General features: G+C 64.1%; 23 protein-coding genes and 1 tRNA gene. 14 read left to right on the top strand and 10 right to left on the bottom strand.

Annotation, left to right across the window (positions count from 1 at the left end; all coding sequences use genetic code 11):
* The first annotated feature begins 383 nt into the window (after positions 1–383).
* Positions 384–1949, top strand: a complete 1566-nt coding sequence (mqo, locus tag ACVWY1_RS06240; protein ID WP_110698769.1) for a malate dehydrogenase (quinone) — start codon at positions 384–386, stop codon at positions 1947–1949.
* Between the two features lie 97 nt (positions 1950–2046).
* Here the strand turns inward: mqo and ACVWY1_RS06235 are convergent.
* Together ACVWY1_RS06235 and ACVWY1_RS06230 are read right to left on the bottom strand one after the other, a co-directional pair.
* A tRNA-Pro gene (locus ACVWY1_RS06235) sits at positions 2047–2123 on the bottom strand.
* An 82-nt stretch (positions 2124–2205) separates the two neighbouring features.
* On the bottom strand, positions 2206–2427 hold the full coding sequence (locus ACVWY1_RS06230) for a YgdI/YgdR family lipoprotein (protein WP_023632528.1): 222 nt from the start codon (positions 2425–2427) through the stop codon (positions 2206–2208).
* A gap of 180 nt (positions 2428–2607) precedes the next feature.
* Here ACVWY1_RS06230 and moaB point away from each other — a divergent pair, with 180 nt between their 5' ends.
* Positions 2608–3147 (top strand): molybdenum cofactor biosynthesis protein B, encoded by a 540-nt coding sequence (moaB, locus tag ACVWY1_RS06225; protein ID WP_046856412.1) that lies wholly within the window; start codon positions 2608–2610, stop codon positions 3145–3147.
* Positions 3131–4351: a molybdopterin molybdotransferase MoeA gene (locus ACVWY1_RS06220; RefSeq protein WP_457377969.1), complete on the top strand. Its 1221-nt coding sequence runs from the start codon at positions 3131–3133 to the stop codon at positions 4349–4351. The genes moaB and ACVWY1_RS06220 overlap by 17 nt, the downstream gene beginning before the upstream one ends.
* Here the strand turns inward: ACVWY1_RS06220 and ACVWY1_RS06215 are convergent.
* Together ACVWY1_RS06215 and ACVWY1_RS06210 are read right to left on the bottom strand one after the other, a co-directional pair.
* A complete protein-coding gene (locus tag ACVWY1_RS06215) occupies positions 4340–5575 on the bottom strand; it encodes a glycosyltransferase family 4 protein (RefSeq protein WP_139672417.1) in 1236 nt (411 codons plus the stop codon). The genes ACVWY1_RS06220 and ACVWY1_RS06215 overlap by 12 nt on opposite strands.
* A gap of 64 nt (positions 5576–5639) precedes the next feature.
* Complete coding sequence (locus tag ACVWY1_RS06210) at positions 5640–7097, bottom strand: mannose-1-phosphate guanylyltransferase/mannose-6-phosphate isomerase (RefSeq protein ID WP_457377968.1); 1458 nt, start codon at positions 7095–7097, stop codon at positions 5640–5642.
* Between the two features lie 273 nt (positions 7098–7370).
* Here ACVWY1_RS06210 and yegS point away from each other — a divergent pair, with 273 nt between their 5' ends.
* Positions 7371–8258, top strand: a complete 888-nt coding sequence (gene yegS, locus ACVWY1_RS06205; RefSeq protein ID WP_277503322.1) for a lipid kinase YegS — start codon at positions 7371–7373, stop codon at positions 8256–8258.
* Here the strand turns inward: yegS and ACVWY1_RS06200 are convergent.
* The 3 genes from ACVWY1_RS06200 to ACVWY1_RS06190 all read right to left on the bottom strand — a co-directional run bounded on the left by ACVWY1_RS06200 (position 8242) and on the right by ACVWY1_RS06190 (position 10678).
* Entirely contained in the window at positions 8242–8904 is a 663-nt protein-coding gene (locus ACVWY1_RS06200) for a response regulator (RefSeq protein ID WP_139672407.1), read from the bottom strand. The genes yegS and ACVWY1_RS06200 overlap by 17 nt on opposite strands.
* Positions 8894–9790, bottom strand: a complete 897-nt coding sequence (locus tag ACVWY1_RS06195; protein WP_046856406.1) for a sensor histidine kinase — start codon at positions 9788–9790, stop codon at positions 8894–8896. The genes ACVWY1_RS06200 and ACVWY1_RS06195 overlap by 11 nt, the downstream gene beginning before the upstream one ends.
* A gap of 375 nt (positions 9791–10165) precedes the next feature.
* Entirely contained in the window at positions 10166–10678 is a 513-nt protein-coding gene (locus tag ACVWY1_RS06190; protein ID WP_139673188.1) for a histidine kinase, read from the bottom strand.
* A gap of 338 nt (positions 10679–11016) precedes the next feature.
* On the opposite strand from ACVWY1_RS06190, the gene ACVWY1_RS06185 reads away from it, so the two are divergent.
* Positions 11017–11952: a chemotaxis protein CheV gene (locus tag ACVWY1_RS06185; RefSeq protein ID WP_102683145.1), complete on the top strand. Its 936-nt coding sequence runs from the start codon at positions 11017–11019 to the stop codon at positions 11950–11952.
* A 55-nt stretch (positions 11953–12007) separates the two neighbouring features.
* On the top strand, positions 12008–12811 hold the full coding sequence (locus tag ACVWY1_RS06180) for an MOSC domain-containing protein (RefSeq protein WP_457377967.1): 804 nt from the start codon (positions 12008–12010) through the stop codon (positions 12809–12811).
* Positions 12812–12873: 62 nt separating this feature from the next.
* Here the strand turns inward: ACVWY1_RS06180 and ACVWY1_RS06175 are convergent, their stop codons facing one another.
* Complete coding sequence (locus ACVWY1_RS06175) at positions 12874–14802, bottom strand: transglycosylase SLT domain-containing protein (RefSeq protein WP_102683147.1); 1929 nt, start codon at positions 14800–14802, stop codon at positions 12874–12876.
* A 206-nt stretch (positions 14803–15008) separates the two neighbouring features.
* Between ACVWY1_RS06175 and ACVWY1_RS06170 the strand changes: the two genes are divergently transcribed.
* A complete protein-coding gene (locus ACVWY1_RS06170) occupies positions 15009–16940 on the top strand; it encodes an ATP-binding cassette domain-containing protein (RefSeq protein WP_457377966.1) in 1932 nt (643 codons plus the stop codon).
* Between the two features lie 81 nt (positions 16941–17021).
* Here the strand turns inward: ACVWY1_RS06170 and ACVWY1_RS06165 are convergent, their stop codons facing one another.
* Positions 17022–17465: a universal stress protein gene (locus tag ACVWY1_RS06165; RefSeq protein ID WP_046856401.1), complete on the bottom strand. Its 444-nt coding sequence runs from the start codon at positions 17463–17465 to the stop codon at positions 17022–17024.
* 110 nt (positions 17466–17575) lie between these two features.
* Here ACVWY1_RS06165 and ACVWY1_RS06160 point away from each other — a divergent pair, with 110 nt between their 5' ends.
* The 7 genes from ACVWY1_RS06160 (at position 17576) to ACVWY1_RS06130 (ending at position 25798) form a co-directional block, all read left to right on the top strand.
* On the top strand, positions 17576–18013 hold the full coding sequence (locus tag ACVWY1_RS06160; RefSeq protein WP_102683148.1) for a hypothetical protein: 438 nt from the start codon (positions 17576–17578) through the stop codon (positions 18011–18013).
* Positions 18014–18488: 475 nt separating this feature from the next.
* On the top strand, positions 18489–20636 hold the full coding sequence (gene fadB / locus ACVWY1_RS06155; RefSeq protein ID WP_277503324.1) for a fatty acid oxidation complex subunit alpha FadB: 2148 nt from the start codon (positions 18489–18491) through the stop codon (positions 20634–20636).
* A 30-nt stretch (positions 20637–20666) separates the two neighbouring features.
* Positions 20667–21842, top strand: coding sequence for an acetyl-CoA C-acyltransferase FadA (gene fadA, locus ACVWY1_RS06150; protein WP_023629457.1), 1176 nt, complete (start codon positions 20667–20669; stop codon positions 21840–21842).
* Positions 21843–21920: 78 nt separating this feature from the next.
* Positions 21921–22172, top strand: a complete 252-nt coding sequence (locus ACVWY1_RS06145; protein ID WP_277503325.1) for a DUF1653 domain-containing protein — start codon at positions 21921–21923, stop codon at positions 22170–22172.
* A gap of 100 nt (positions 22173–22272) precedes the next feature.
* A complete protein-coding gene (topA, locus tag ACVWY1_RS06140) occupies positions 22273–24882 on the top strand; it encodes a type I DNA topoisomerase (protein ID WP_457377965.1) in 2610 nt (869 codons plus the stop codon).
* Positions 24883–24991: 109 nt separating this feature from the next.
* Positions 24992–25513, top strand: a complete 522-nt coding sequence (locus tag ACVWY1_RS06135) for a DUF6586 family protein (protein WP_198753863.1) — start codon at positions 24992–24994, stop codon at positions 25511–25513.
* A gap of 51 nt (positions 25514–25564) precedes the next feature.
* The gene (locus tag ACVWY1_RS06130; RefSeq protein ID WP_023630868.1) at positions 25565–25798 is read left to right on the top strand and encodes a hypothetical protein; all 234 of its coding nucleotides are present in this window, start codon (positions 25565–25567) and stop codon (positions 25796–25798) included.
* A 51-nt stretch (positions 25799–25849) separates the two neighbouring features.
* Here ACVWY1_RS06130 and sulA read toward each other — a convergent pair whose 3' ends face one another.
* Positions 25850–26326: an SOS-induced cell division inhibitor SulA gene (gene sulA / locus ACVWY1_RS06125; RefSeq protein WP_277503327.1), complete on the bottom strand. Its 477-nt coding sequence runs from the start codon at positions 26324–26326 to the stop codon at positions 25850–25852.

Below are 26326 nucleotides of genomic sequence, written 5' to 3'. Positions count from 1 at the left end.
TCTCCCGCCGCGGGTTTGGGCGGGCCGGGTCCCCCCCCCCGCGCCGCCACCGCGCCCCCCCCACCCAATCTGTCCCCGCGGGGGGCGCGGGCTTGCCGGCGATGGGGCGCGAAGCGGCCCTTAGGGGGAATTCCGCCAACCTGCCAGGCAAAGCGCCTGTTTAGCTGGCGGATTGCCGCCACCAACCCGACAGATCCCGTTGCGACAGCCCTGAACCACTGGCCCAGAGCAACCTGGCACACTCCCTGCTTTACGGCGCCCCGGGCCAAGGCCCGAGGCGATCGTGCCCCGATTTCGCGAAACTCCTGCCAACCACAACAACAACCGGGCGTGCACACCGGGGGCAACGACTGCCAATCCTTCACTTCAATTGGATTGAGCTAATGAAAAAAATCCTGCTGACGCTCCTGTGCCTGAGTGTCATCGGCTGCTCCAAGCCCGCGGAGCCGCAAAAGTCCGTCGATGTCCTGCTGATCGGCGGCGGCATCATGAGCGCAAGCCTCGGGACCTACCTCACCGAACTGGAACCGAACTGGAAAGTCGACGTCTACGAGCGCATGGACCAGGTCGCCGAAGAGAGTTCCAACGCCTGGAACAACGCCGGCACCGGCCACTCGGCGTTCTGCGAGCTGAACTACACCAGTGTTGGCAAGGACGGCAGCATCGATATCAGCAAGGCGGTCAGCGTCAACGAACAGTTCGAGGTGTCCAAGCAGTTCTGGGCCTACCAGGTCGAGCAGGGCGTACTGAGCAACCCGCGATCGTTCATCAACAACGTGGCGCACATGAGCTTTGTCTGGGGTGACGAGAACGTCGCCTTCCTGCACAAGCGCGTCGAGGCTTTGCAGCACAGTTCGCTGTTCCGCGGCATGGAGATCACTGAGGACCACGAGCAGATCCGCCAGTGGGTGCCGTTGGTGATGGAGGGGCGCGACCCCGGGCAGAAGGTGGCCGCGACCCGCATGGCCATCGGTACCGACGTGAACTTCGGCGAGATCACCCGCCAGCTGTTTGCTGCCATGACCCGCAACCCGAACGTGCAACTGCACCTGGGCCATGAAGTGCGCGATATCGTGCGCAACGACGACGGCAGCTGGAATGTGGTGGTGGCCGACCTGGCCAAAGGTGGCAAGGAGTCTGCGGTCAAGGCCAAGTTCGTCTTCATCGGCGCCGGTGGCGGCGCGCTAAAGTTGCTGCAGAAGTCCGGCATCCCGGAAGCCGAGGGCTATGCCGGCTTCCCGGTCGGTGGCCAGTTCCTGATGACCGACAACGCCGATCTGGTCGCTCGCCACAAGGCCAAGTTATACGGCAAGGCTTCGGTCGGCGCGCCGCCGATGTCGGTGCCGCACCTGGACACCCGGGTGATCGATGGCAAGGAGGTGCTGCTGTTCGGTCCGTTCGCGACCTTCTCCACCAAGTACCTCAAGCACGGCTCGTTGCTGGACATGTTCAGTTCGCTGACCACCCACAATATCCGCCCGATGATGCAGGCCGGCATCGACAACATCGACCTGAGCACCTACCTGATGGGCCAGTTGATGCTCAGCTTCGACGACCGCATGGCGGCCCTGCGCGAGTACTTCCCCAACGCCAAGAACGAAGACTGGCAGCTGCTCCAGGCCGGTCAGCGCGTGCAGGTGATCAAGAAGGACCCCGTGCACGGTGGCGTGTTGCAGTTCGGCACCGAAGTGGTGGCCGCCGAGGATGGCAGCATCGCCGCGCTGCTGGGTGCCTCGCCCGGTGCCTCGACCGCCGCGCCGATCATGCTGAGCGTGCTGGAGAAGACCTTCAAGGATCGGATCAAGAGCGCCGAGTGGCAGGCCAAGCTCAAGGAAATCGTGCCGACCTACGGCCAGAAGCTGAACAATGATCTTGAGTTGACCAACAAGACCCGCGAATGGAGCAGTGCGCGTTTGCAGCTGCTGCATGTGCCCGTGTTGCCGGAGTAATCGTACAAGCGTGGGGGCGGGCTGGCCTGCTCCCACCAGTGACTGGCTTTTTCGCGGGCAACAAAAAACCCGCGCAAGGCGGGTTTTTTGCAGGATTTGGTCGGAGAGACAGGATTCGAACCTGCGGCCTTCTCGTCCCGAACGAGACGCGCTACCTGGCTGCGCTACACTCCGATGTCCGAAATGCTACTGCATCGATTTTTTCAACGCAACCCCTTGTTGCAAAAAGGAGTTGCGCCAAAAACGCAGGGCTGGATCACAGCTCCTTGACGGTACGGATCTGGTCTTTGTTGATGCGCGTGCGCTTGCCGTCGAGCTGTTCGAATTCGTAGAAGCCGGAGTCGTCGTCATACGAAGGGGTGTCCACCGCCTGGATCTCGCGGCCGTCGTTCAGGGTGATGACGGTTGGCGAGGCGCAGCCGGCGAGGGCGCCCAGGCCCAGGGCAAGCAGGAAGGCGGGAAGGGTCCGTTGGATCATCGTGTTTCTCCAGTGCGATGGTGCTAGATGTCATTAAGACGCAGGGCGTCCACGCAAGTTCCTTGCACAGTGCAGCATAGCGCCATCGTGCTGGCATTGACCAAGAACAACGTCGCGGTCTGGGCGCCGTGGCCTGTGATATAACAGCGCACATTCCCTGTTCCCCTGCGACGGACTCCCATGAAAGCCAAGGCAGATACCCCTTTTGTAGCGCTGAACATCGCCGTGCTGACGGTCAGCGATACCCGTACCTTCGACACCGATACCTCCGGCCAGCTGTTCGTCGATCGCCTGAGCGCCGCCGGCCACCGCCTGGCCGAGCGCGTGCTGCTCAAGGATGACCTGTACAAGATCCGCGCCCAGGTCGCGACCTGGATCGCCGATGACCAGGTGCAGGTGGTGTTGATCACCGGCGGCACCGGCTTTACCGGGCGCGACAGCACTCCGGAGGCCGTGGCGTGCCTGCTGGACAAGCAGGTCGAGGGCTTTGGCGAGCTGTTCCGGCAGATCTCGGTGGCCGACATCGGCACTTCCACCGTGCAGTCCCGCGCCCTGGCAGGCCTTGCCAACGGCACCCTGGTCTGCTGCCTGCCGGGCTCGACCAATGCCGTGCGCACCGGTTGGGACGGTATCCTCGCCGAGCAGCTGGATGCCCGCCACCGGCCGTGCAACTTCGTGCCGCACCTGAAGCAGGCAGCGGCCTGTGACAGCCGTGGTTGAGGGAGCCCGGCCGTTGATGCCGATGGAAGAGGCCTTGCAGCGCCTGCTGGCGCTGGCCGACAAGGCGCCCATCGCCGAGACCGAACACGTCGCGCTGGCCGAAGCCGAAGGGCGCGTCCTGGCCCATGAGCTGGTGGCCGGCCTCGACCTGCCGCCGTGGCCCAACAGCGCCATGGACGGCTACGCACTGTGCCTGGCCGACTGGCAGGGCGAACCGCTGCGGGTGACCCAGCGCATCTTCGCCGGCCACGCGCCACAGCCCCTGGAGCCGGGCACCTGCGCACGGATCTTCACCGGCGCGCCGCTGCCCGAAGGCGCCGATTGCGTTGAGATGCAGGAAAACACCGAAGTGCTCGAGGATGGCCGGGTACGGTTCCTCGAACCCCTGGCACTGTCACAGAACGTTCGCCCCAAAGGCCAGGAAACCCGTGTTGGCGAACAGGTGATGAGCGCCGGCACGCGGTTGGGGCCGATCCAGCTCGGGCTGGCCGCGACCCTGGGTTTCGGCACCCTGCAAGTGCGGCGCCGGCCACGGGTGGCGGTGCTGTCGACTGGTGACGAGCTGGTCGAGCCGGGCCTGCCGCTGGGGCCCGGGCAGATCTACAACAGCAACCGGCGCCTGCTGGTCAGTTGGCTGCAACGCCTGGGCTGCGAGGTGGTGGACGCCGGGATCCTGCCCGACGACCTCGAACGCACCCGCCAGTGCCTGGCCGGGCTGGGCGATGTCGACCTGATCCTGTCCACCGGTGGTGTGTCGGTGGGCGAGGCCGATTTCCTTGGCCTGGCCCTGCGCGAAGCGGGCGAACTGGCGCTGTGGAAGCTGGCGATCAAGCCGGGCAAACCGCTGACCTTCGGCCATTACCAGGGGGTACCGGTGATCGGCCTGCCGGGCAACCCGGCCTCGACGTTGGTCACTTTCGGCCTGCTGGCGCGGCCCTACCTGCTGCGGCGGTTGGGTGTGCACAATGTCGCGCCGCTGCGTTTCAGCGTGCCGGCGGGTTTCGATTGGCCCAAGGCCGGTACGCGGCGCGAATTCCTGCGCGCGCGCATCGAGGATGGCCGGGTGCGCATCTACAAGAACCAGAGCTCCGGTGTGCTGCGCAGCGCGGCCTGGGCCGATGGGGTGGTGGAGGTGCTTGAAGGCAGCACGCCACGGCAGGGGGACCCCGTGGTATTCATCCCATTCAGCGAGCTACTTGGCTAGCACGCCGCCGGGGGCGCCTGCGCCTGCTGGCGCCAGCTGGGTCAGGCGCATGTGCACGTTCTCCAGCTGCTGGGCGGCAACGCTCCAGTCATGGCGCTGGCGGGCGAACTGGCGCCCGGCCTCGCTGAGCTGGCACATGCGCCAAGGCTGGTTGAGCAGTTGCGTGACCAGCAGCGCCAGCTGGCCGCTGTCGTCGCTGCCCAGGTAGTGTTCGCCATTGTTCATGGCCAGGCCCGAGGCGCCCTTGCTGGTGGTGATGACCGGTAGCCCGGCGGCCATGGCTTCGAGGATCTTCACCTTGGAGCCACCGGCATGGCGCAGCGGCGCGAAGAACAGCGCCGAGCGACGCTGCAGCTCGCGCAGGTCGGGGCGGTAACCTACCCATTCGATGCGCGGGTCATTCCAGTGCAGCTTCCAGCTGGCCGGCAACGCGTGCCCGGCAATGGCCAGGCGCACCGCCGGGTTGCTCATCCATACCTGGGGCAGGATCTCCTCCAGCGCCCACTCGATAGCCTCCAGGTTGGCGCCGTACTCGAAATTGCCAACGAACAGCAGGCGCTGGCTGTGCAGGGTGGGGCGCACGTCCTGATAGTGGTCACAGTCCACGCCATTGACCACCACATTCACCGGGCGGCCGCTGATCTGGCCGATCAGCTCGGCATCCTGGGCGCTGACCGCCACCACTTCCGTGGGCTGGCGCAGCACCCTTTGCTCCCAGCGCCGATAGCGCCAGCGGTCGAAGGCGTTCAGCGGGCGCAACCACAATGGCAGGCGGTCATGGCAGGCGGCGCCCATCACCGACTCCAGGTAATGCTCGCTGAGCATGTAGGGCAGGCCCCGGGCCTGCAGGGCCCTCTCGAACGGTTGGAAGCTGTAGCTGTGCTCGATCTGGATCACATCCCAGGGTTCGTCCAGCAGTTGCTCGAAGCGGTGCCGCAGGCAAGGTGCCAGGCCATTGATGATGGCCCGCATGGGGTAGTCGATGATGGGTGAGGCGAGCAGGTTCAGCGGGCTGTTCAGTGGCCGCCTGGGGAGCACGATCAGGCGTTCCACCAGGGGTTCCAGGGCTTCGCGCGCGGTGTCGCTCAACGGGATCTTCGACTGCACCAGCAAGGTAATCCGGTGGCCATGCTGCGCCAGGGCGCGCAGCAGGTGGTATTGCCGGGTCTTGCTGCCGCTGGTGGTGGGCCAGGGCAGGTAGGGCAGGGTCCAGAGTATGCGCATGAGCCCGAATCCTCGCGGTTGGCCGGGTGTCGGCCCTGGATGGCAAAAACGCGCCCTCTGGCAGTCAGGCAGGTGCTGCTGCCGCCGGGGCGCGTCCATAGATATCAGTAAAGCGTACGATGTCGTCTTCGCCCAGGTATTCGCCGCTCTGCACCTCGATCATCACCAGGTCGATGACCCCGGGGTTGGTCAGGCGGTGGCTGCGCCCGGGCTTGATGAAGGTGGACTCGTTGGTGTCCAGCAGGAACTCCTCCTGGCCATTGGTCACGCAGGCCATGCCGCTGACCACGATCCAGTGCTCGCTGCGATGATGGTGCATCTGCAGCGACAGCGATTCGCCAGGGCGGACCATGATGCGCTTGATCTTGAACCGTGGCCCTTCCTCGAGCACCGTGTACAGGCCCCAGGGGCGGGTCACGGTGCGGTGCAGGCGGTAGGCGTCATGGCCCTGGCGCTTGAGCTGCTGGGCGATCACCTTGACTTCCTGGCTGCGCGCGGCATCGGCGATCAGCAGGGCGTCGGGGGTGTCGATGACGATCAGGTTGTCCAGGCCGACCGCGCCGACCAGGCGCCGTGGCGAGTCGATGTAGCAGTTGCTCACGTCATGCAGCACGGTTTCGCCGTTGCAGTGGTTGCCCTGGCCGTCGGCCGGGCGCAGCTCACGTACCGCTTCCCAGCAGCCGATGTCGCTCCAGCCGATGTCGCATGGCACCACGGCCACCTGGGCGGCCGGTTCCATGAGGGCATAGTCGATGGATATATCCGGCACCAGGGCGAAGCGGTCGGGGTCGAGTTCCACCTGACGGCCGCCCGTGCCCTCCTTGACCTGGCTCTGTTCCAGGCAGTCGGCCACGCTGCGCAGGACCTCGGGGGCATGGACTTGCAGCTCCTGCAGCACGGTGCCGACGCGCAGGCAGAACATGCCAGCGTTCCACAGGTGCCGACCACCGTCGAGGTAGCCCTGGGCGGTGTCGGCGTCGGGCTTTTCGACGAAGCGGGCGACCTGGTAGCCGCCGTCAGTGATCGGCTGGCCCTGCTCGATATAGCCGAAACCCGTTTCGGCACGGGTCGGTTGCAGGCCGAAGGTGGTCAGCCAACCTTGTCCGGCCAGTGCCAGGGCCTGCCCGACGGCCGCCTCGAAAGCGCCCTGGTCTTGAATCAAATGGTCGGCGGGCAGCACCAGCAGCAGGCTGTCTTCGCCGTGCAGGCGGGCGCAGTGCAGTGCAGCGGCGGTAATGGCAGGGGCGGTGTTGCGACCCAGGGGTTCGAGAATGAAATCGAGGGCCACGCGTGCTGCACCGACCTGGCGATATTCGTCCTGGGTGCGGAACACCACTTCGCGGTTGGTCACCGTGAGCACCCGCTCGACCCCAGGCAGGCTGCTGGCGCGGCTGAAGGTCTTCTGCAGCAGGCTCATGCCGTCGGGCAGGCGCATGAAGGGCTTGGGCATCGCTTCACGCGAGACCGGCCACAATCGGGTGCCGGCGCCGCCAGCGATGATGCAGGGGATCAGAACGCTCATAGTCACAACCTCGAATCGGTGCGCTGTGGGCAGCGCAATGCAAGGGAATCACGACCTGTCAGGCGTCTGGCGGCGCAAAGTCAATAAAATGACTTTTATGAGCGGCATCTTCCATGAAGGCCAAATATTTGTCGAATGATGCGCCTGTCACGAGCGGCTTTCAATGGCAATTGCATGAAACGGCGGTTTTTGGGCGGGGCATGCAGCAATCCGTGCGCGTTCATGGTCGAGATTGCAGTAGGGTATTTGTGTACCTTTTTCCGGGAGGGCGACATGAGCGAGCGCAAGGCATTGCTGATCCTGCATGGCAAGCAGGCCACCAACGAAGACGTGCGAGCCGCGGTGGGTCAGCTGCGTGAGCGTGGCTGGAAGCTGGATGTGCGCCTGACCTGGGAGGGCGGTGATGCCCAGCGCCTGGTCGAGGAGGCTCTGGCTGCGGGCTATGCTCACGTGGTCGCCGGCGGCGGTGATGGCACGTTGCGCGACGTGGCCGAGGCCATGGGGCTGGCGGCTACCCAGGCCAGCCTGGCGCTGCTACCGCTGGGCACGGCCAACGACTTCGCCAAGGCGGCCGGTGTGCCGCTTGAGCCGCAAGCGGCCCTCGACCTGCTGGAGGTACCGGCACGGCCGATCGATCTGGGCCGGGTGGGTGACCAGCTGTTCCTGAACATGGCTACCGGCGGATTCGGCACCCAGGTCACCGCCAATACCTCTGAAGACCTGAAGAAAGTGCTGGGCGGCGCAGCCTACCTGTTCACCGGGCTGTCGCGCTTCAGTGAGCTGCAGGCGGTCTCGGTCGAGCTGCAGGGTCCGGGGTTCCAGTGGCAGGGCGAGTTGCTGGCGCTGGGCATCGGCAATGGTCGTCAGGCCGGCGGCGGGCACGTGCTATGCCCTGAGGCGAGCGTGGACGATGGCCTGCTGGATGTCGGCATCCTGCCGGCGCCCCAGGAGATGGCCGGGGCTTTGCGCGATCTGTTGGCCGGTGAGGGGCTGTTCGTGCGCGCCCGCTTGCCATGGGTGGAGATCAAGGGCGCCCAGGGGCTGGATATGAACCTCGACGGCGAGCCCCTGCAAGCGGCCAGCCTGCGTTTCGAGGCCGTGCCCAAGGCGCTGCGCGTGCACCTGCCGGCGGATTCGCCATTGCTCAGTCGTCCAGGCTGATGATCTTCTCGCGCACGGCGAACAGCACCAGGCCCGCCACATCGTAGATCTGCAGGCGCTTCATGATCTGCGAGCGATGGGTTTCCACGGTCTTGATCGACAGGCCCAGGCCGCCGGCGATCTCCCGGGTGGATTTGCCACGCACGATCAGGCGCAGGATCTCCAACTGACGGGCGGTCAGGTTGTGGTGGCCTTCGTTGTTCGATTGACGGCCGCTCTGGGCGCGCAACAGCGCCTGGTTGATCACAGTGTGGGCGATGGCCGGGCTGAGGTAGCGTTCGTCGTTGCGCAGGGCGGTCAGTGCCTGCTCCAGTTCGGTGGCCGTGGTGTCCTTGAGCAGGTAGCCATGGGCGCCGCTCTCCAGGGCGCGCATGATCAGCTCCGGGTCGGTGTGCATGGACAGGATCAGCACCTTGCAGGTGCAGCCGCTTGCCCGTAGCTGCGTGAGAGCGTCCAGGCCGCTGGTCGAGCGCATGGAAATATCCAGCAGGACGATGTCTGGCGCGAGACGCCGGACGTGCTCCAGCAGTTGGCCACCATCGTCGGCCTCGCCAATCACGGTGTAGCCGGGGATGTCCGATACCAGGGCCCTGACGCCTGCGCGAATCAGGGAATGGTCGTCCACCAGCAATAATCTACAGGTCATCGGGAGCGGGAGTCCTGGCACGTTCTTGGTTGCGGGGTGGCCATGGGAAGAGGGCGTCGATCCGGGTGCCCTGGCCGGGCTGGCTGGTGATGCTCAGGCTGCCCTGCAGCGCTGTCACACGTTCCTGCATGCCAGCCATGCCGCGCAGGCCGCTTTCTGCTGGCGTCTGCGCCGGCACGAAGCCGCCGCCGTCATCCTGGATCGACAGCGCCAGGCCGGCTGAGGTGCGCTGCAGGCGGACCACCAGATTGCGTGCGTGTGCGTGGCGGAGCATGTTGGTGACCGCTTCCTGGGTGATGCGAAAGGCCGCCATGGTCACCTCTTCGCTGATGCCGCCCAGGCGTTGGTTGCATTCAAGACTCCAGTGCACCTCGGTGTTTTCCAGGGTGCGCAGCAAATGCGCGCGCAGGCTCGCCTCCAGGCCCAGGCTGGCCAGTTGTCGAGGATTGAGAATGGTGGAAACGTCGCGCACGTTGCCCAGCGTATGGTCCAGGGTGCTGCGCAAGGTAGCGCAGTGCTCCTGCAGGTCCGCCGGCACCCGGCGTTGCAGCCAGTCGACCTGCAGCTTGGCGGCGGTCAGCAGTTGACCGATATCGTCATGCAGTTCACGGCTCAGGCGCTGGCGCTCGCTCTCTTGCACCTTGAGCATGCGCGTGGCCAGTTCCGCCGGGCGCAGGTTGATCGAGCGCGCCCAATGGCGCAGGTGCCAGCCGACGCCGATCATCGCCAGCAACTGGAGCAACAGCAGGCTGGCCGACAATGGCAGGGTGCGCAGGTACACCACCAGGTTTGCCGCCAGCGATGCAATGCACAGCAGCGTGGTCGTCCAGCGGAGCAGGGCAACTCTGGAGCGGCAACGCTGGAGGAACTTCAAGCGTGGGAGCATAGATAGGGAAGCCACTGAGTTATTGCAGTTGAGGGCATTGCACATGCCTGGCCAGAGGTGCTGGTGCCGTGCATTCAATCAAGCACCGGGCACGTATCCAATCACCCGATAGTCTGGGTGCGCATGTTCGAACGTGCGCATGTTATCACTTTGATTGAATTTGGTCGCGGGGGGATAACTGCTTGAAACCTCGGATTTTCCGGGCTGTGGCGGGTCTGGCGGGCAAGGCGCTGGCTAGCATAGTGCCATTATTAAAAGATGTTTCCAGTGCGCCTCGATCAACTAAAAAACCAGCGGGCAAAAACATTTGGAAAAACTTGCCAAACTTTTCAAGTTAAACCCTGAGTGAGTTTAGTTGCCGCGCATTTAGTCGGGTTAATGATGGCGGTCGGCTGCACTGAGGCTTTGCTCTGCAAGCGCATCCTGGGCGTGGGGGTGGGCGCAGAACGTGCCGGCTTCCTGGCAATCGGCACACAGTTGCGATGCCGGCTGGCCCAGGGTGGTGGCGAGCTCGGCCAGCAGGCGTCGTTGCTCCTCGGTGTCCATGTCCAGGCGGCCGGTCTGCGGGTCGAGCAGCTCCAGTTGCCAGTCCAGCAGGGTCAGGCAGGCCGCAAGCGCGGGCAGGCTGGTACCGTGCAGGTGCTGCTGGGCGCACGCGGGCGCGAGCAGTCGTTGCAGGGCCAGGGCATGGTGGGCCACTTCGAGCAGGTCGAGCGCGACTGCTCGTCGGGCGAGAGTGTCGAGTGCGGCATTGAGGCTGTGGCAGGCATCCGGATCGTTGGTGATCAGCTCCAGGTGCTGCAGGCATTCCTGGGACCTGGCCAACAGGACCTGCGCATCCTGCAGAAAGGCCGCCACGGCGGCGTTGTGCAGTGGAGTGCTATCCATCATGGCGCCCCGTCTTCAGGGATTGGCCGTACCAAGATGATCGCTCGCAAAAGCCTGACTCCGTTCATGCAGTGAGAATGGCGTCACATTAATGGCTAATGGATATTGCGAACATCAGGTTGGACCCGATTGCCACTAGGGGTTTCCCTGATGCGGTTTCAGGCGGGTCGTTCGTTGCGAACGACGGGCATGGCAGGATGTGGCAGCAGTAAAGCATGATGGTAAAGTGATATCAATCACCCCGCATGGCTTTTTCCATCAGGGGTCAAGCTGTGCCCGTGTCCGCCGATACAGGGGGATGCATTCACTTTTTCCCGACTCACGCCTGGGGGCTTCCAATGGCTGGCATTCTCGACACGGTAGACCAACGCACGCAACTGGTGGGTGAGAACCGCCTGGAAATCCTCATGTTCCGGCTGGCCGGCCGGCAGTTGTTCGCCATCAACGTGTTCAAGGTCCAGGAGGTGCTGCAACTGCCCAAGCTGACCCTGATGCCGCAGCGCCATTCGTTCGTCTGTGGCGTGGTCAACCTGCGCGGCCAGACGCTGCCGGTCATCGACCTGTCCCAGGCAATCGGCATGCGTCCGCTGCAGCCGGGGCCAAACAGTACCATCATCGTCACCGAGTACAACCGCTCGGTGCAGGCGTTCCTGGTGGGGGGCGTGGATCGTATCGTCAACATGAACTGGGAAGCCATCATGCCGCCGCCGGCCAGCGCTGGCCGCCAGCACTACCTCACGGCGATCACCAAGGTCGACGAGCAACTGGTGGAGGTCATCGACGTGGAGAAGGTGCTGGCCGAGATCGTGCCCTACAACGCCAAGGTCTCCCGCGACAAGCTCGAAGACCCGGTGCTGGCCCGCGCCCGTGGCCGCGAGGTGCTGCTGGTGGACGACTCCACCGTGGCCCTGGCGCAACTGCGCGATACCCTCTCGCAACTGGGGGTCAAGCTGCACGTGGCCAGCGACGGCCTCAAGGCCCTGCGCCTGCTCAAGGGTTGGGCGGACGCAGGGGAGAATGTCTGCGAGAAGTTGCTGATGGTCTTCACCGATGCCGAGATGCCCGAGATGGATGGTTACCGGCTGACCACCGAAATCCGCAACGACCCGCGCTTGCGTGGCCTGTACGTGGTACTGCATACCTCGCTGTCGGGCAGCTTCAACGAATCCATGGTCAAGAAGGTCGGTTGCGACAACTTCCTGTCCAAGTTCCAGCCCGATCGCCTGGTGGATGTGGTGCGTCAACGCCTGAGTCTGGACGACGCCACGGTGTAACGGCTGTACCGATCCGGTATAAGCTTGGCCTTTCGACTGGCGCAAGGTGGCAGGGATGTTTCTCAGTGCGTTGTATCGGTACCCGGTGAAATCGGCGCAGGCCCAGCGCCTGCAGGCGTCGGTTGTCGGCAACCTGGGCCTGGACGGGGACCGGCGCTGGCTGGTGGTGGAGCAGGAAAACGGCCGCTTCCTGACCCAGCGCGCCTGGCCGAGGCTGGGGCAGGTTGGCGCCAATTACGGCGAGCAGGGCCAACTGCTGCTCCAGGCGCCGGGGCAGGCACCCTTGGAGGTGCCGGTACCGCCCGCCGACGAGGCCCTGCGCGGCGTCACCATCTGGCGCGACACCTTGCGCGTGCCGGATGCCGGCGATGCCGCCGCAGCCTGGCTCAGCGAGCTGCTGGGCAAGGCGGTAAGGCTGGTGTACTGCCCCGAGCAGCGGGCCCGCTACCTGCCCAGCGGCTACGGTCTCAACAGTGACCGGGCGGCCTTTCCCGATGGTTTCCCCCTGCTGTTGATCGGCCAGGCCTCGCTGGATGAGTTGAGCCGTCGGGTGGGGCGCCCGATGGAGATGCTGCGTTTTCGCCCGAACCTGGTGGTCGAGGGGGCCGAGGCCTTTGCCGAAGACCGCTGGAAGCGCATCCGTATTGGCGACATGACCTTCCGCGTGCTCAAGCCGAGCGTGCGCTGCATCCTCACCACCCTCGATCCCGCCACGGGCGAACGCAGCCCGGACCGTGAGCCGTTGACCACGCTCAAGACGTTCCGCGAAAAGGAAGGGGATGTGCTGTTTGGCCAGAACCTGGCGGTGGATGGCGAGGGGGAACTGAAGGTGGGGATGGACGTCGAGGTTCTGGAATAGCGTCATCGCGGGGCAAGTCGCATCGGCGCACCGATGCGACTTGCCCCGCGACAGGGCTCTAATCACATATCGTCGAAATACCGCTCATGCCAATCCACCAGCGGCTGCGGTGAATTGAGCTTCTGCCCGTAGATGACCGAATACGACAGCACGTTCTGCACGTACTGGCGCGTCTCGTCGAACGGAATCGATTCGACCCACACATCGAAACTCAGGTGCTTGGCGCCCTTGAGCCACTGGCGTACGCGCCCGGGGCCGGCGTTGTAGGCGGCCGAGGCCAGCACGCGGTTACCGTTGAACTGGCTGTGCACCTGGCTCAGGTAGGCAGCGCCGAGCTGGATGTTCTTGTCCGGGTTGAAGACCTGGGCCGGCGAAGCCAGCGGGATGCTGAACTTGCGCGCGGTTTCCTTGGCGGTGCCCGGCATCAGCTGCATCAAGCCGCTGGCGCCGACGCTGGAACGGGCGTCTTCCATGAAGGCGCTTTCTTGGCGGGTGATGGCGAATACCCAGCTCGAATGCAGGCCGCGAACCTTGGCTTCGCGCACCAGGGTGTCGCGGTGGGCCATGGGGAAGCGGATGTCCAGGTCGTCCCAGTACTGGGCCTGGCTGATGGTGCGGATGGCCGGGAAGTACCAGCGCATGTCGTAGGCCAAGCGGGCCTGGGCGACCATTTCGTCACGGTTGAAGTGGCGGCTGACGTGGTACCACTCGCGGCGCCCCTCGACAATCTGGCCACGGGCGTGGAACTCCAGTGCGCGGCGGATGCCGGGGGTGTTGCGGACCTTGTTGGTTATCGCTTGGCTCAGTGCCAGCGGCTTGTTGTTCAGCTGGTAGGGGGTCTGCGCCCGGTCGGCGGCGAGGAAGCCATAGAAGTCGCGTTCGCGGGCGACGGTCTTGTACAGCAGCGGGACCTGCGGGTTGTTCGGCTGGGCCAGCTCCAGGCTGCGCGCCTGCCAGTACTTCCAGCGGTTACTACTGGCCAGGTCCTGGGGCAGGCGCTTGGTCAGTTCGTAGGCTTCTTCCCAGCGGGCCAGGCGCAGCAGCAGGCGCAGGCGCCATTCGCTGACAGTGTTGTCGCGCAGCTCCGGGTCGTAGCGGGTCATCAGGTCGAGGGCGCGCGGGTCGTAGCGGCGGGCCAGGGTCAGGCCGATCTCGCGGGCGATGGCGACCTTCTCGTCACGGGAGAAGTGCATGCGCTGGGCATAGTCGTCGAGCAGCGCCATGGCCTGCTCCGGGTTCTGCCGGGCCAGGCGACGAAGACCAAGGCTGACTACGTCGGACATGGCCTCGTTGACGGGCGTGAAGCGCGAAGGCTGGTTGAGCAACTCGGGCTTCTGCGCCACGTCGATCAGCAGCTTGCCCTGGGGGGCGAGGGTGGTGAGGGTTTTCACCAGATTGTTCGCAAGCCCATAGTTGCGCGCCTGTGCCGCCAGTTTGGCGCGCTGCCAGCGCTTGGCCTCGGTCAGCTGGCCTTCGGCGGCCCACATGGCGAACAGGGTGTCGCAGGCCGTGGGCTGGGACTTGCCGACGTTCCACAGCTTCTCGGCGCTGGCGAAGCCTTCGGCACGCTGGCCGTGGGAGAGCTGGTACTGGCCGTTGAGGCAATCCAGTTCGGTGAAGTTGAGCTTGGGGTCGTAATAGCGGGTGAAGGTGTTCCATTCGCCGCGCTCGGCCAGCCAGCGCAACCAGCGCAATTTCATCCAGTTGGCCTGGGGCAGGTCGCCATGGGCCTTGAGGAAACCCTCGATCTCCTCGTTGCTGGCGCTCTTGAGGCGGGCGGTCAGCTCGTCGTAGGTGAGATAGGGCGTGAGTGGGTAATCGCGCAGCGCCTGCGCGTAGCGCAGGTAGGGGCCCTTGTCGCCCTTGGCCAGGGCGCGCTTGGCCTCGTCGTAGTATTGACGTTGCTGGGTGAGGTCGGCGGCCTGTGCGACGCTCGCGGCGAGGGTGGTCAGCAACAGGCAGGAAGCAATTTGTAACAGGCGGCTGCGCATGATACGTCCGGGCAGTGGAACCATGGAAAGTGACGGCGGAGCCAGCACTGTTGAGTATTACTGCTTAGCTTAGCCGTTTGCCGGTGGCCGGCGAAAGCACTGTGCTTGTATCGAGTTGTTATCCGACGCTCTGTCGCGGCAACGGGCTTTTGATGCCGTGAAGGGGTAAGTCAGGTAGAATGCGCGCCCGGTTTTTGGAGATGATCATGACCCTGCTCAAATTCAGCGATGTGTCCCTCGCGTTCGGCGCCATGCCGCTGTTGGACAAAGTGTCCTGGCAGATCGCCCGTGGCGAGCGGGTGTGCATCATCGGCCGCAACGGCACGGGCAAGTCGAGCATGCTGCGCCTGGTCAAGGGCGAGCAGAAGGGCGATGACGGCGATATCTGGCGCGCCCCAGGCCTGAAGATTGGCGAGCTGCCGCAGGAGCTGCCGGTGGCCGACGAGCGTAGCGTATTCGACGTGGTGGCCGCCGGCCTTGACGGCGTCGGCGAGCTGCTGGCGCAGTTCCATCACCTGAGCCAGAACATCCACGGCGACGAGGATCTGGAAAAGCTCATGCACGTGCAGCACGAGCTCGAGGCCCGTGACGGCTGGCGCTTGCAGCAGGTGGTCGAAAGCACCCTGAGCCGCCTGCAGTTGCCGGCCGACAAGACCCTGGCCGAGCTGTCCGGCGGCTGGCGCCGGCGCGTGCTGCTGGCCCAGGCGCTGGTGTCCGAGCCCGACCTGCTGCTGCTCGACGAACCGACCAACCACCTGGACATCGGCGCCATCGCCTGGCTGGAAGAGGCGCTCAAAGGCTTCGGTGGCGCGGTGCTGTTCATCACCCACGACCGTTCCTTCCTGCAGAACCTGGCCACGCGCATCCTCGAGCTGGACCGTGGCGGGCTGATCGACTGGAACGGCGACTACGCCAGCTTCCTGGTGCACAAGGAGGCCGAACTGGCCGCCGAGGCCACTGCCAACGCGCTGTTCGACAAGCGCCTGGCCCAGGAGGAAGTGTGGATCCGCCAGGGCATCAAGGCCCGACGTACCCGCAACGAAGGCCGCGTGCGCGCGCTCAAGGCGCTGCGCGTGGAGCGCGGCGAGCGCCGTGAACGCCAGGGCAAGGCCAATATCCAGATCGAGGTGGCGGACAAGTCCGGCAAGCAGGTGATGGTGCTGGAGGACGTCAGCTTCGCCCACCAGAATGGACCGAAGCTGGTCAAGGATTTCTCCATGGTGCTGCAGCGCCAGGACCGTATCGGCCTGCTCGGTGCCAACGGCACCGGCAAGACGACCCTGCTCAAGCTGATGCTGGGCGACCTGGAGCCCACCAGTGGCAAGGTCGAGCGTGGCACCAAACTGGAGGTGGCCTACTTCGACCAGATGCGCCATCAGCTGGACCTGGAAAAGACCGTCATCGACAACCTGGCGGAAGGCCGCGATTTCATCGAGATCGATGGCCAGAACCGCCATGTGCTCAGCTACCTCGGCGACTTCCTGTTCAGCCCGCAGCGTGCGCGTACACCAGTCAAGGCGCTGTCCGGGGGCGAGCGCGCGCGCCTGCTGCTGGCCAAGCTGTTCAGCAAGCCGGCCAACCTGCTGGTGCTGGACGAACCGACCAACGATCTCGACGTCGAGACCCTCGAACTGCTCGAGGAGGTGCTGTCGAACTACAAGGGCACGGTGCTGATGGTCAGTCACGACCGGGCCTTCCTCGACAACGTGGTGACCAGCACTCTGGTGTTCGAAGGTGAAGGGCGCGTGCGCGAGTACGTCGGCGGTTACGAGGACTGGATCCGTCAGGGTGGTTCGCCGAAGCTGCTCGGCGTGACCGAGAGCAAGGGTGGCAAGTCCGAGCTCAACAGCGCCGTGGTGCAGGCGCCGGTGGAGGAGGTGGCGCCGCTTGCCGCTGTTACGCCTGCGGCCGATGCCAGCAAGAAGAAGCTCAGCTACAAGCTGCAGCGTGAGCTGGAAATGCTGCCGGGGCAGATCGATGAGCTGGAACGGCGGATGGCCGAGGCACAGGAAGAAGTGAGTGCGGCGGGCTTCTATCAGCGGCCGATTGCCGAGACTGCGGCGGTGCTGGCCAAGATCGAGAAGCTGCAGGGCGAGCTGGACGTGCTGGTGGAGCGCTGGGCCGAGCTGGAAGGCTGAAGCCATCGCGGGACAAGCTCGCTCCCACGCAGCCCTGTTTGACGGGCTTTGTGGGAGCGGGCTTGCCCCGCGATGAAAGTATTACTCGGCCTTCTTCTGCAACCGCACCGCCAACACATCGCACGGCGCGCCGTGCAGCACGTCGTTGGCGGTGGAGCCCAGCAGCAGGGCCAGGCCGTGGCGGCCATGGCTGCCGACCACGATCAGGTCGCACTTCTGATCCTTGGCCAACTGGTGGATTTCCTGGCGCGGCTGGCCGTAGACCAGGTGCGAGTCGCCGCGATTGATATCTGGGTATTTGTTGTACAGGCGCTCCATGCGTTCCTTGGCCTGGTCGAACTGTTGCTGCTGCAACTGCGACAGGTCCATCGGCACGTCGCCGCCGAAGGCCATGGCCATGGGTTCGACGATATGCACCAGGGAGACCTTGGCGCCGCTGGCCAGGGCAATGGCCTTGGCCCGCTTGATCACCGGGTCGCATTCTTCGGTCAGGTCGACAGCGACCAGAAGATGTTCATAGGACATGTGCAGTACTCCTGACAATCGCGATAGTAGAAGTATGGTCGCTTTCGCGCGGATCTTCCGTGAAACCTGACTAACCCGCTCATTTGCAACGCTTTATAAGGTCTACAGATATGACGGTATGGCTGGTGGTGTCAATCCTTGCGCTGATTCTCAGCCCGTTGGCCTGGTTGCGCCCCTCGCGCAAACAGAGCGAGCAGATGAGCCTGCGTCTGGAGGGGCGGCGCATGGGGCTGGCCATGCAACTGGCGCCGCAGCAGTGGCCGCACTGGCTGGTAAACGAGCCGCCAAGCCCCTGCCCGCAGTACCACCGGGCACGACGCAAGGGGCGCGCGGACAGCTGGTGCTACTGGCAGATCACCCCGGGCGTGTGGTGGAACCAGTGGCGCGAGCCCTGCGAGGATCAGCGCCTGGCCGAGACCTTCGCCCGCCTGCCGGCAACGGTCTACAAGGTCGAGGCCGACAGTCGCATGATTGCGCTGTACTGGAGCGAGCGGGGCGACAAATCTGTTTTGCAGGATATTGCCCAGACCCTCGAAACCCTCGCCTGAGCCCGTGTGACACAAAACGGCGCACAGGAGCAAACATGCTCCTGTGCGCCGTTTTGCGTTTGTGCGTGCAAGCACAGGGCCAGGCAGGCCGGAAATACTTTCAATCAGTCGCAGTGTAGCCATCCTGGCCGGATGCGTTTAGAAAAAAAGCACGTCTGCCATCGGGGTGGCCTATCGCTGACATGAATGGAGGGCGATCACTGTCATCATTTTTCGTACCCGGAGGGTAGAAGATGACTGGAAAGTCGCGTTTTCACGGCCTTCGCGAGTATTTGACAACGCGGTTCTTTTCGGGGAATGTGTGCACACCCAAGTCAAACGGGCGTATGAATTGAGCGTTTGTATGTCAGACGGCTCTTACAGAATCCCGATTAGCGCGTCGACGGGTGTGCCTGGGGCGAGGGACCGGTAGACCGGCTCTAGCTGCCAGCGATCGACGTGTACTGTTCAGCTTCCATATCGTGGAGATCAGTTGATGATTTACGAAGGTAAAGCCATCACGGTTAAGGCTCTTGAAAGCGGCATCGTCGAACTGAAGTTCGACCTCAAGGGTGAGTCCGTCAACAAGTTCAACCGTCTCACTCTGAACGAGCTGCGTCAGGCCGTGGACGTGATCAAGGCCGATGCCTCGGTCAAGGGCGTGATCGTCAGCAGTGGCAAGGACGTGTTCATCGTCGGCGCCGACATCACCGAGTTCGTCGACAACTTCAAGCTGCCCGAGGCCGAACTGGTCACCGGCAACCTGGAAGCCAATCGCATTTTCAGTGACTTCGAAGACCTGCAGGTGCCGACCGTGGTCGCCATCAACGGCATCGCCCTGGGCGGCGGCCTGGAGATGTGCCTGGCCGCCGACTACCGGGTCATGGCCAGCAGCGCCAAGATCGGCCTGCCGGAAGTCAAGCTGGGCATCTACCCAGGCTTTGGCGGCACCGTGCGCCTGCCGCGCCTGATCGGCTCGGACAACGCCATCGAGTGGATCGCCTCCGGCAAGGAAAACCGCGCCGAGGACGCCCTGAAAGTCGGCGCCGTCGATGCCGTGGTCGCCCCTGAGCTGCTGCAGGCCGGTGCCCTGGACCTGGTCAAGCGCGCCATCAGCGGTGAGCTGGACTACAAGGCCAAGCGCCAGCCCAAGCTGGAAAAGCTCAAACTCAACGCCATCGAGCAGATGATGGCTTTCGAGACCGCCAAGGGCTTCGTTGCCGGCCAGGCCGGCCCGAACTACCCGGCGCCAGTCGAGGCCATCAAGACCATCCAGAAGGCCGCCAACTTCGGCCGTGACAAGGCCCTCGAGGTCGAGGCCGCAGGCTTCGCCAAGCTGGCCAAGACCTCGGTCGCCGAGAGCCTGATCGGCCTGTTCCTGAACGACCAGGAGCTCAAGCGCAAGGCCAAGGCCCATGACGAGATCGCTCACGACGTGAAACAGGCCGCCGTGCTCGGCGCCGGGATCATGGGGGGCGGCATCGCCTACCAGTCGGCGGTCAAGGGCACGCCAATCCTGATGAAGGATATTCGCGAGGAAGCCATCCAGTTGGGCCTGAACGAGGCCTCCAAGCTGCTCGGCAAGCGCGTCGAGAAAGGGCGCCTGACCCCGGCCAAGATGGCCGAGGCCCTCAACGCCATTCGCCCGACCCTGTCCTACGGTGACTTCGGCAACGTCGATATCATCGTCGAGGCCGTGGTCGAGAACCCGAAGGTCAAGCAAGCCGTGCTGGCTGAAGTGGAAGGCCAGGTGAAAGAGGATGCGATCCTCGCCTCCAATACCTCGACCATCTCCATCAACCTGCTGGCCAAGGCGCTCAAGCGTCCGGAAAACTTCGTCGGCATGCACTTCTTCAACCCGGTGCACATGATGCCGCTGGTGGAAGTCATCCGTGGCGAGAAGTCCAGCGACGTGGCCGTGGCCACCACAGTGGCCTACGCCAAGAAGATGGGCAAGAACCCGATCGTGGTCAACGACTGCCCGGGCTTCCTGGTCAATCGCGTGCTGTTCCCGTATTTCGGCGGCTTCGCCAAGCTGGTCAGCGCAGGCGTCGACTTCGTGCGCATCGACAAGGTGATGGAGAAGTTCGGCTGGCCGATGGGCCCGGCCTACCTGATGGACGTGGTCGGCATCGACACCGGCCACCACGGCCGCGACGTGATGGCCGAAGGCTTCCCGGACCGCATGAAGGACGAGCGTCGCTCGGCCGTCGACGCCCTGTACGAGGCCAACCGCCTGGGCCAGAAGAACGGCAAGGGCTTCTACGCCTACGAGACCGACAAGCGCGGCAAGCCGAAGAAAGTCGCCGACGCCAGCGTGCTCGACGTGCTCAAACCGGTCATCTTCGAGCAGCGTGAAGTCACCGACGAAGACATCATCAACTGGATGATGGTACCGCTGTGCCTGGAAACCGTGCGCTGCCTGGAGGACGGCATCGTCGCCACCGCCGCCGAAGCCGACATGGGCCTGGTCTACGGCATCGGTTTCCCTCCCTTCCGCGGTGGCGCGCTGCGCTACATCGATTCGATCGGGGTCGCCGAGTTCGTCGCACTGGCCGACAAGTACGCCGACCTGGGGCCGCTGTACCACCCCACTGCGAAGCTGCGCGAAATGGCCAAGAACGGCCAGCGCTTCTTCAACTGAGCGCCCACGAGCTAGAGCGAGAATATTGATATGAGCCTGAATCCAAGAGACGTGGTGATTGTCGACTTCGGTCGCACGCCGATGGGCCGCTCCAAGGGTGGCATGCACCGCAACACCCGTGCCGAAGACATGTCCGCGCACCTGATCAGCAAGCTGCTGGAGCGCAACGACAAGGTCGACCCGAAAGAAGTCGAAGACGTGATCTGGGGCTGCGTCAACCAGACCCTGGAGCAGGGCTGGAACATCGCCCGCATGGCCTCGCTGATGACCCAGATCCCGCACACCTCCGCCGCGCAAACCGTCAGCCGCCTGTGCGGCTCGTCGATGAGCGCGCTGCACACCGCCGCCCAGGCGATCATGACCGGCAACGGCGACGTGTTCGTCATCGGTGGTGTCGAGCACATGGGCCACGTCAGCATGATGCATGGCGTCGACCCCAACCCGCACCTGTCCTTGCACGCTGCCAAGGCTTCCGGGATGATGGGCCTGACTGCCGAGATGCTGGGCAAGATGCACGGCATCACCCGTGAGCAACAGGATCTGTTCGGTGTGCGTTCGCACCAACTCGCCCACAAGGCGACGGTCGAAGGCAAGTTCAAGGACGAGATCATCCCGATGCAGGGCTACGACGAGAACGGCTTCCTGAAGGTCTTCGACTACGACGAGACCATTCGCCCGGAAACCACCCTCGAAGGCCTGGCGTCGCTCAAGCCGGCGTTCAACCCGAAAGGCGGCACCGTCACCGCGGGCACCTCGTCGCAGATCACCGACGGCGCCTCGTGCATGATCGTCATGTCCGGCCAGCGCGCCATGGACCTGGGGATCCAGCCACTGGCGGTCATCCGTTCGATGGCGGTCGCCGGCGTGGACCCGGCGATCATGGGCTACGGCCCGGTCCCGTCGACGCAGAAAGCCCTCAAGCGCGCTGGTCTGACCATCGCCGACATCGACTTCTTCGAGCTCAACGAAGCTTTCGCCGCACAGGCCCTGCCGGTGCTGAAAGATCTGAAAGTGCTCGACAAGATGAATGAGAAGGTTAACCTGCACGGCGGCGCTATCGCCCTGGGTCACCCGTTCGGTTGCTCGGGGGCGCGGATTTCCGGCACCCTGCTCAACGTCATGAAGCAAAATGGCGGTACCCTGGGCGTCGCCACCATGTGTGTCGGCCTGGGCCAAGGCATCACCACTGTCTTCGAACGCGTCTGATCGCGTCGCAGGACAGCAGCCGGGGCCATGTGCCCCGGCTTTTGTTTTTTACAGGATTTGTTCAAGAGGGCGAGCGACATGCAGATACAACCTGGTGTGTACCGGCATTACAAAGGCCCTGAGTACCGTGTTTTCAGCGCTGCGCGACACTCCGAGAGCGAGGAGTGGATGGTGTTCTACCAGTGTCTGTATGGTGAATACAGCTTCTGGGTCAGGCCACTTTCGATGTTCCAGGAGTCCGTCGAGGTTGACGGCGAGCAGGTGCCACGCTTTGCTTTGGTCAAGGCCGAAGAGGGCCTTGGCGAGCGGCTGGGCAAGGTGCACGAGTGATAGACCGCGCTTGACCTCACTCTTTTGCCACTATATATAGCGGTGCCGCGTCCGGCACCTGACGCGTTTTTCATCTTCAGATTCAGGAATACTCCGATCCATGGGCAAATCGCTGGTCATTGTGGAATCCCCGGCCAAGGCCAAGACCATCAACAAGTACCTGGGCAGCCAGTACGTGGTGAAGTCGAGTATCGGCCACATCCGTGACCTTCCCACCAGCGGTTCCGCCAGTGCGAGCAAGGAACCGGCGGCCAAGCGTGGCAAGGCCGCGGCCGAGGCTCCGGCCTTGTCGCCGAAGGAAAAGGCGCGCCGTACCCTGGTTGCACGCATGGGCGTCGACCCCGAGGCGGGCTGGAAGGCCAAGTACGAGATCCTTCCCGGCAAGGAGAAGGTCATCGAGGAGCTGCGCCGCCTGGCCAAGGATGCCGACACCATCTATCTCGCAACCGACTTGGATCGCGAGGGGGAAGCCATCGCCTGGCACCTGCGCGAGGCCATCGGCGGAGACGACAGTCGTTACAAGCGCGTGGTGTTCAACGAGATCACCAAGAAAGCCATCCAGGAAGCCTTCTCCCAGCCGGGCGAGCTCGATATTGACCGGGTCAACGCCCAGCAGGCGCGGCGTTTCCTTGATCGCGTGGTTGGCTACATGGTCTCGCCGCTGCTGTGGGCGAAAATCGCCCGTGGCCTTTCCGCCGGCCGCGTACAGTCGGTGGCGGTGAAGCTGGTGGTCGAGCGCGAGCGCGAGATCCGGGCGTTCAACCCCGAAGAGTACTGGGAAGTCCACGCCGACCTGGGTACTGCCAAGAACGCCAAGGTGCGTTTCGAGGTAGCCCGTGAGAAGGGCGAGGCCTTCAAACCGCTTAACGAAGCCCAGGCCATGGCCGCGCTGGAGAAGCTCAAGGCCTCGAGCTACAGCGTGAGCAAGCGCGAGGACCGGCCGACGAGCAGCAAGCCTTCGGCACCGTTCATTACCTCCACCCTGCAGCAGGCCGCAAGCAATCGCCTGGGCTTCGGGGTGAAGAAGACCATGATGATGGCCCAGCGTCTGTACGAAGCCGGCTACATCACCTACATGCGTACCGACTCGACCAACCTGTCGACCGACGCTGTCGAGATGGCCCGCAGCTACATCGAGAAGGAGTTCGGCAAGCAGTACCTGCCTGCCGCGCCCATCGTCTATGGCAGCAAGGAAGGGGCCCAGGAGGCGCACGAAGCGATCCGTCCGTCCGACGTCAGTACCCACCCGACCAAGCTCAGTGGCATGGAGCGTGACGCCGAGCGCCTGTACGAGCTGATCTGGCGCCAGTTCCTGGCTTGCCAGATGCCGCCGGCGCAGTACCTGTCCACCAGTGTCACCGTGGTAGCGGGCGAGTTCGAGCTGCGCGCCAAGGGCCGTATCCTCAAGTTTGATGGTTACACCCGTGTCCTGCCGCAGCAGAGCAAACCGGGCGAAGACGACGTGCTGCCGGAAATGGCCCAGGGTGAAGCGCTCAAGCTGATCCAGCTCGATCCCAGCCAGCACTTCACCAAGCCGCCGGCGCGCTTCACCGAAGCCAGCCTGGTCAAGGAAATGGAGAAGCGCGGCATCGGCCGCCCATCCACCTACGCGGCGATCATTTCCACCATCCAGGATCGCGGTTATGTGACGCTGCACAACCGTCGTTTCTACTCCGAGAAGATGGGCGACATCGTCACCGAGCGCCTGTCCGAGAGCTTCGCCAACCTGATGGACTACGGCTTTACCGCCGGCATGGAAGAGAACCTCGACGATGTGGCCCAGGGCGAGCGTGACTGGAAGAACGTCCTCGACGAGTTCTATGGCGATTTCAGCAAGAAGTTGCAGACCGCCGAGTCCAGCGAGCACGGCATGCGCGCCAACCAGCCGACCCTGACCAACATTCCGTGCAAGGAATGTGGCCGGCCAATGATGATCCGTACCGCGTCCACCGGCGTGTTCCTCGGCTGCTCGGGCTATAGCCTGCCGCCAAAGGAGCGTTGCAAGGCAACGGTCAACCTGGTGCCGGGCGACGAAATCGCCGCTGACGACGAGGGCGAGTCCGAGTCCCTGGTGCTGCGCGGCAAGCACCGCTGCCCGATCTGCGCGACGGCGATGGATGCCTACCTGCTCGACGAGAAGCGCAAGCTTCACATCTGCGGTAACAACCCGGACTGCGTCGGCTACGAGATCGAAGAAGGCAACTACCGCATCAAGGGCTACGAAGGCCCGAGCCTGGAATGCGACAAGTGCGGCAGCGAGATGCAGCTCAAAACCGGCCGTTTCGGCAAGTTCTTCGGCTGTACCAACCCAAGCTGCAAGAACACCCGCAAGCTGCTCAAGAGCGGCGAGGCGGCGCCACCGAAGATGGACAAGGTGGACATGCCGGAGCTCAAGTGCGAGAAGGTCGACGATACCTACGTGCTGCGTGACGGTGCCTCAGGTCTGTTCCTGGCCGCCAGCCAGTTCCCGAAAAACCGCGAAACCCGTGCGCCGCTGGTGCTGGAGATCGTCCCGCACAAGCATGAGATCGATCCGAAGTATCACTTCCTCTGCGAGGCGCCACAGAAGGACCCGGAAGGGCGCCCGACGGTGATCCGCTATAGCCGCAAGACCAAGGAGCAGTACGTGCAGTCCGAGGTTGACGGCAAGCCTACCGGCTGGAAGGCGTTCTACGACGGCAAGGCGTGGAAGGTCGAAGACAAGCGCTGATCTGAAGGCGTGACTGGGGCGCGGAGCGGCCCCAGTCATTTGATGACAAGCAAAGCGCAATCCCTGAAACTGCAAGCAATCGCCTTGCAGCCTTCAGGAGTCAGTCGAAATGGCCCAGGAACTCTACACTCGCACCAACCAGAAACTGTTCTTCGCCGGCCTCGCGCTGGAGTCCATGGCCAAGGCCGCGGACAGCCAGGCGCTGAATGCCCAGGGGCTGCTCCAGGCCGAGCGCGAGTCGGCGCTGTTCCACCTGTATGGCGCGCTGCTTGGGCTGTGCCACGAGATCGCCGGCTTCTACCGCCTGCCCCAGGCCTCGGCGGCACGGGCGGAGTTGCTGTTCAGCGACGAGGTGCTGCAGAGCGTGGCGATCCCGGAAATGGCCGAGCTGCTGGAGTTGGCCCGCCAGCCGGAAACCTGGCTGGCGCGTCTGTTGGCGGCTTATGCCGATTTGTTCCGACCACCGGTCGCGAAGAAAACCCTGAAGGGTGACGTTACCCAGCCGCTGATCCAGGCCGTCAATCTGGACGAGCCTGAGCCGGTCGAGCTTTCCCGGGAGGAACTGGAGGCCTGGCGGCAGAACCTGAAAAGCCTGGTGAGACGATTCCGCGATGCGCTGAGTGAGTGCTGAGCGCTTCCATGGCTGGTACACTAATGGCCTTTCGTGAAAAGCAGGCCCTTTATGTCAACGTCCTTTCTAGAAATTGTCGAGTTGCCTGATGGCCGGATCGAGCTGCGCCGCGCCGAGGATGAAGGCTCCCTGGTAACCCTGGATTTCTCCGAGGATGCCAAGGCATTCCTGCAAGGACAGCATGTGGAGGTGGCCAAGGCCATGCTCAGCGTTGGCGTGCAAATGGCCGGTCGCTTGGTTGAAGGTGACTTCGAGCGTGAAGAGGGGCCACGCGTCCTTCACTGAGCCACGGTAGCGGCCCAGGGTTTCAAGCGATTGACAGGCAAAGCCTGAACATCAGCCGAGGCGGATGTTCAGGCTTTGTGCGTTTCCGCTGGCCGCTGCGCGCTGCAGCTGTTGGCGGGCGTTGCTGTTGATGGTGCCCAGCCAGCTGACCACGGTATGGCTGTGCCCGAGGCGCAGTGCCTCGCAGGCCAGTTGCAGGGCTGTCTGCCTGCCGCCGGGTTGCAGCAGCAGGATGCGTTCGCGGTTTAGGCCGGCGTCGCGCAGCCAGGCCTGGGTGAGGCTGCCGGGTGGGGCGATGAGCGTCAGCCAGCGGCTGTCGTCTTCTTCGCTGAGTTCGCGCAGGATCGGCGCCAGCAGGCTCTGGCAGTGCCCTGGCGCGCCGCGCAGGGCCAGCTCGCTGAACAGCTCTGGCTGGCTGCTCTTGCGCGGTGGCGCGCTGGGCTTGAGGCCTGGTAGCACCGGCTGGGCAAGGAAGGCCTCGAACAGCGGCAGCTGGGCTTGCTGGGGTGCATGGGTGAACGGCTGCAT

This window comes from Pseudomonas sp. TE6288, from assembly GCF_054062095.1.
Note: the sequence above shows the minus strand (reverse complement) of the source record. Positions and strands in the feature narration are given on the sequence as shown.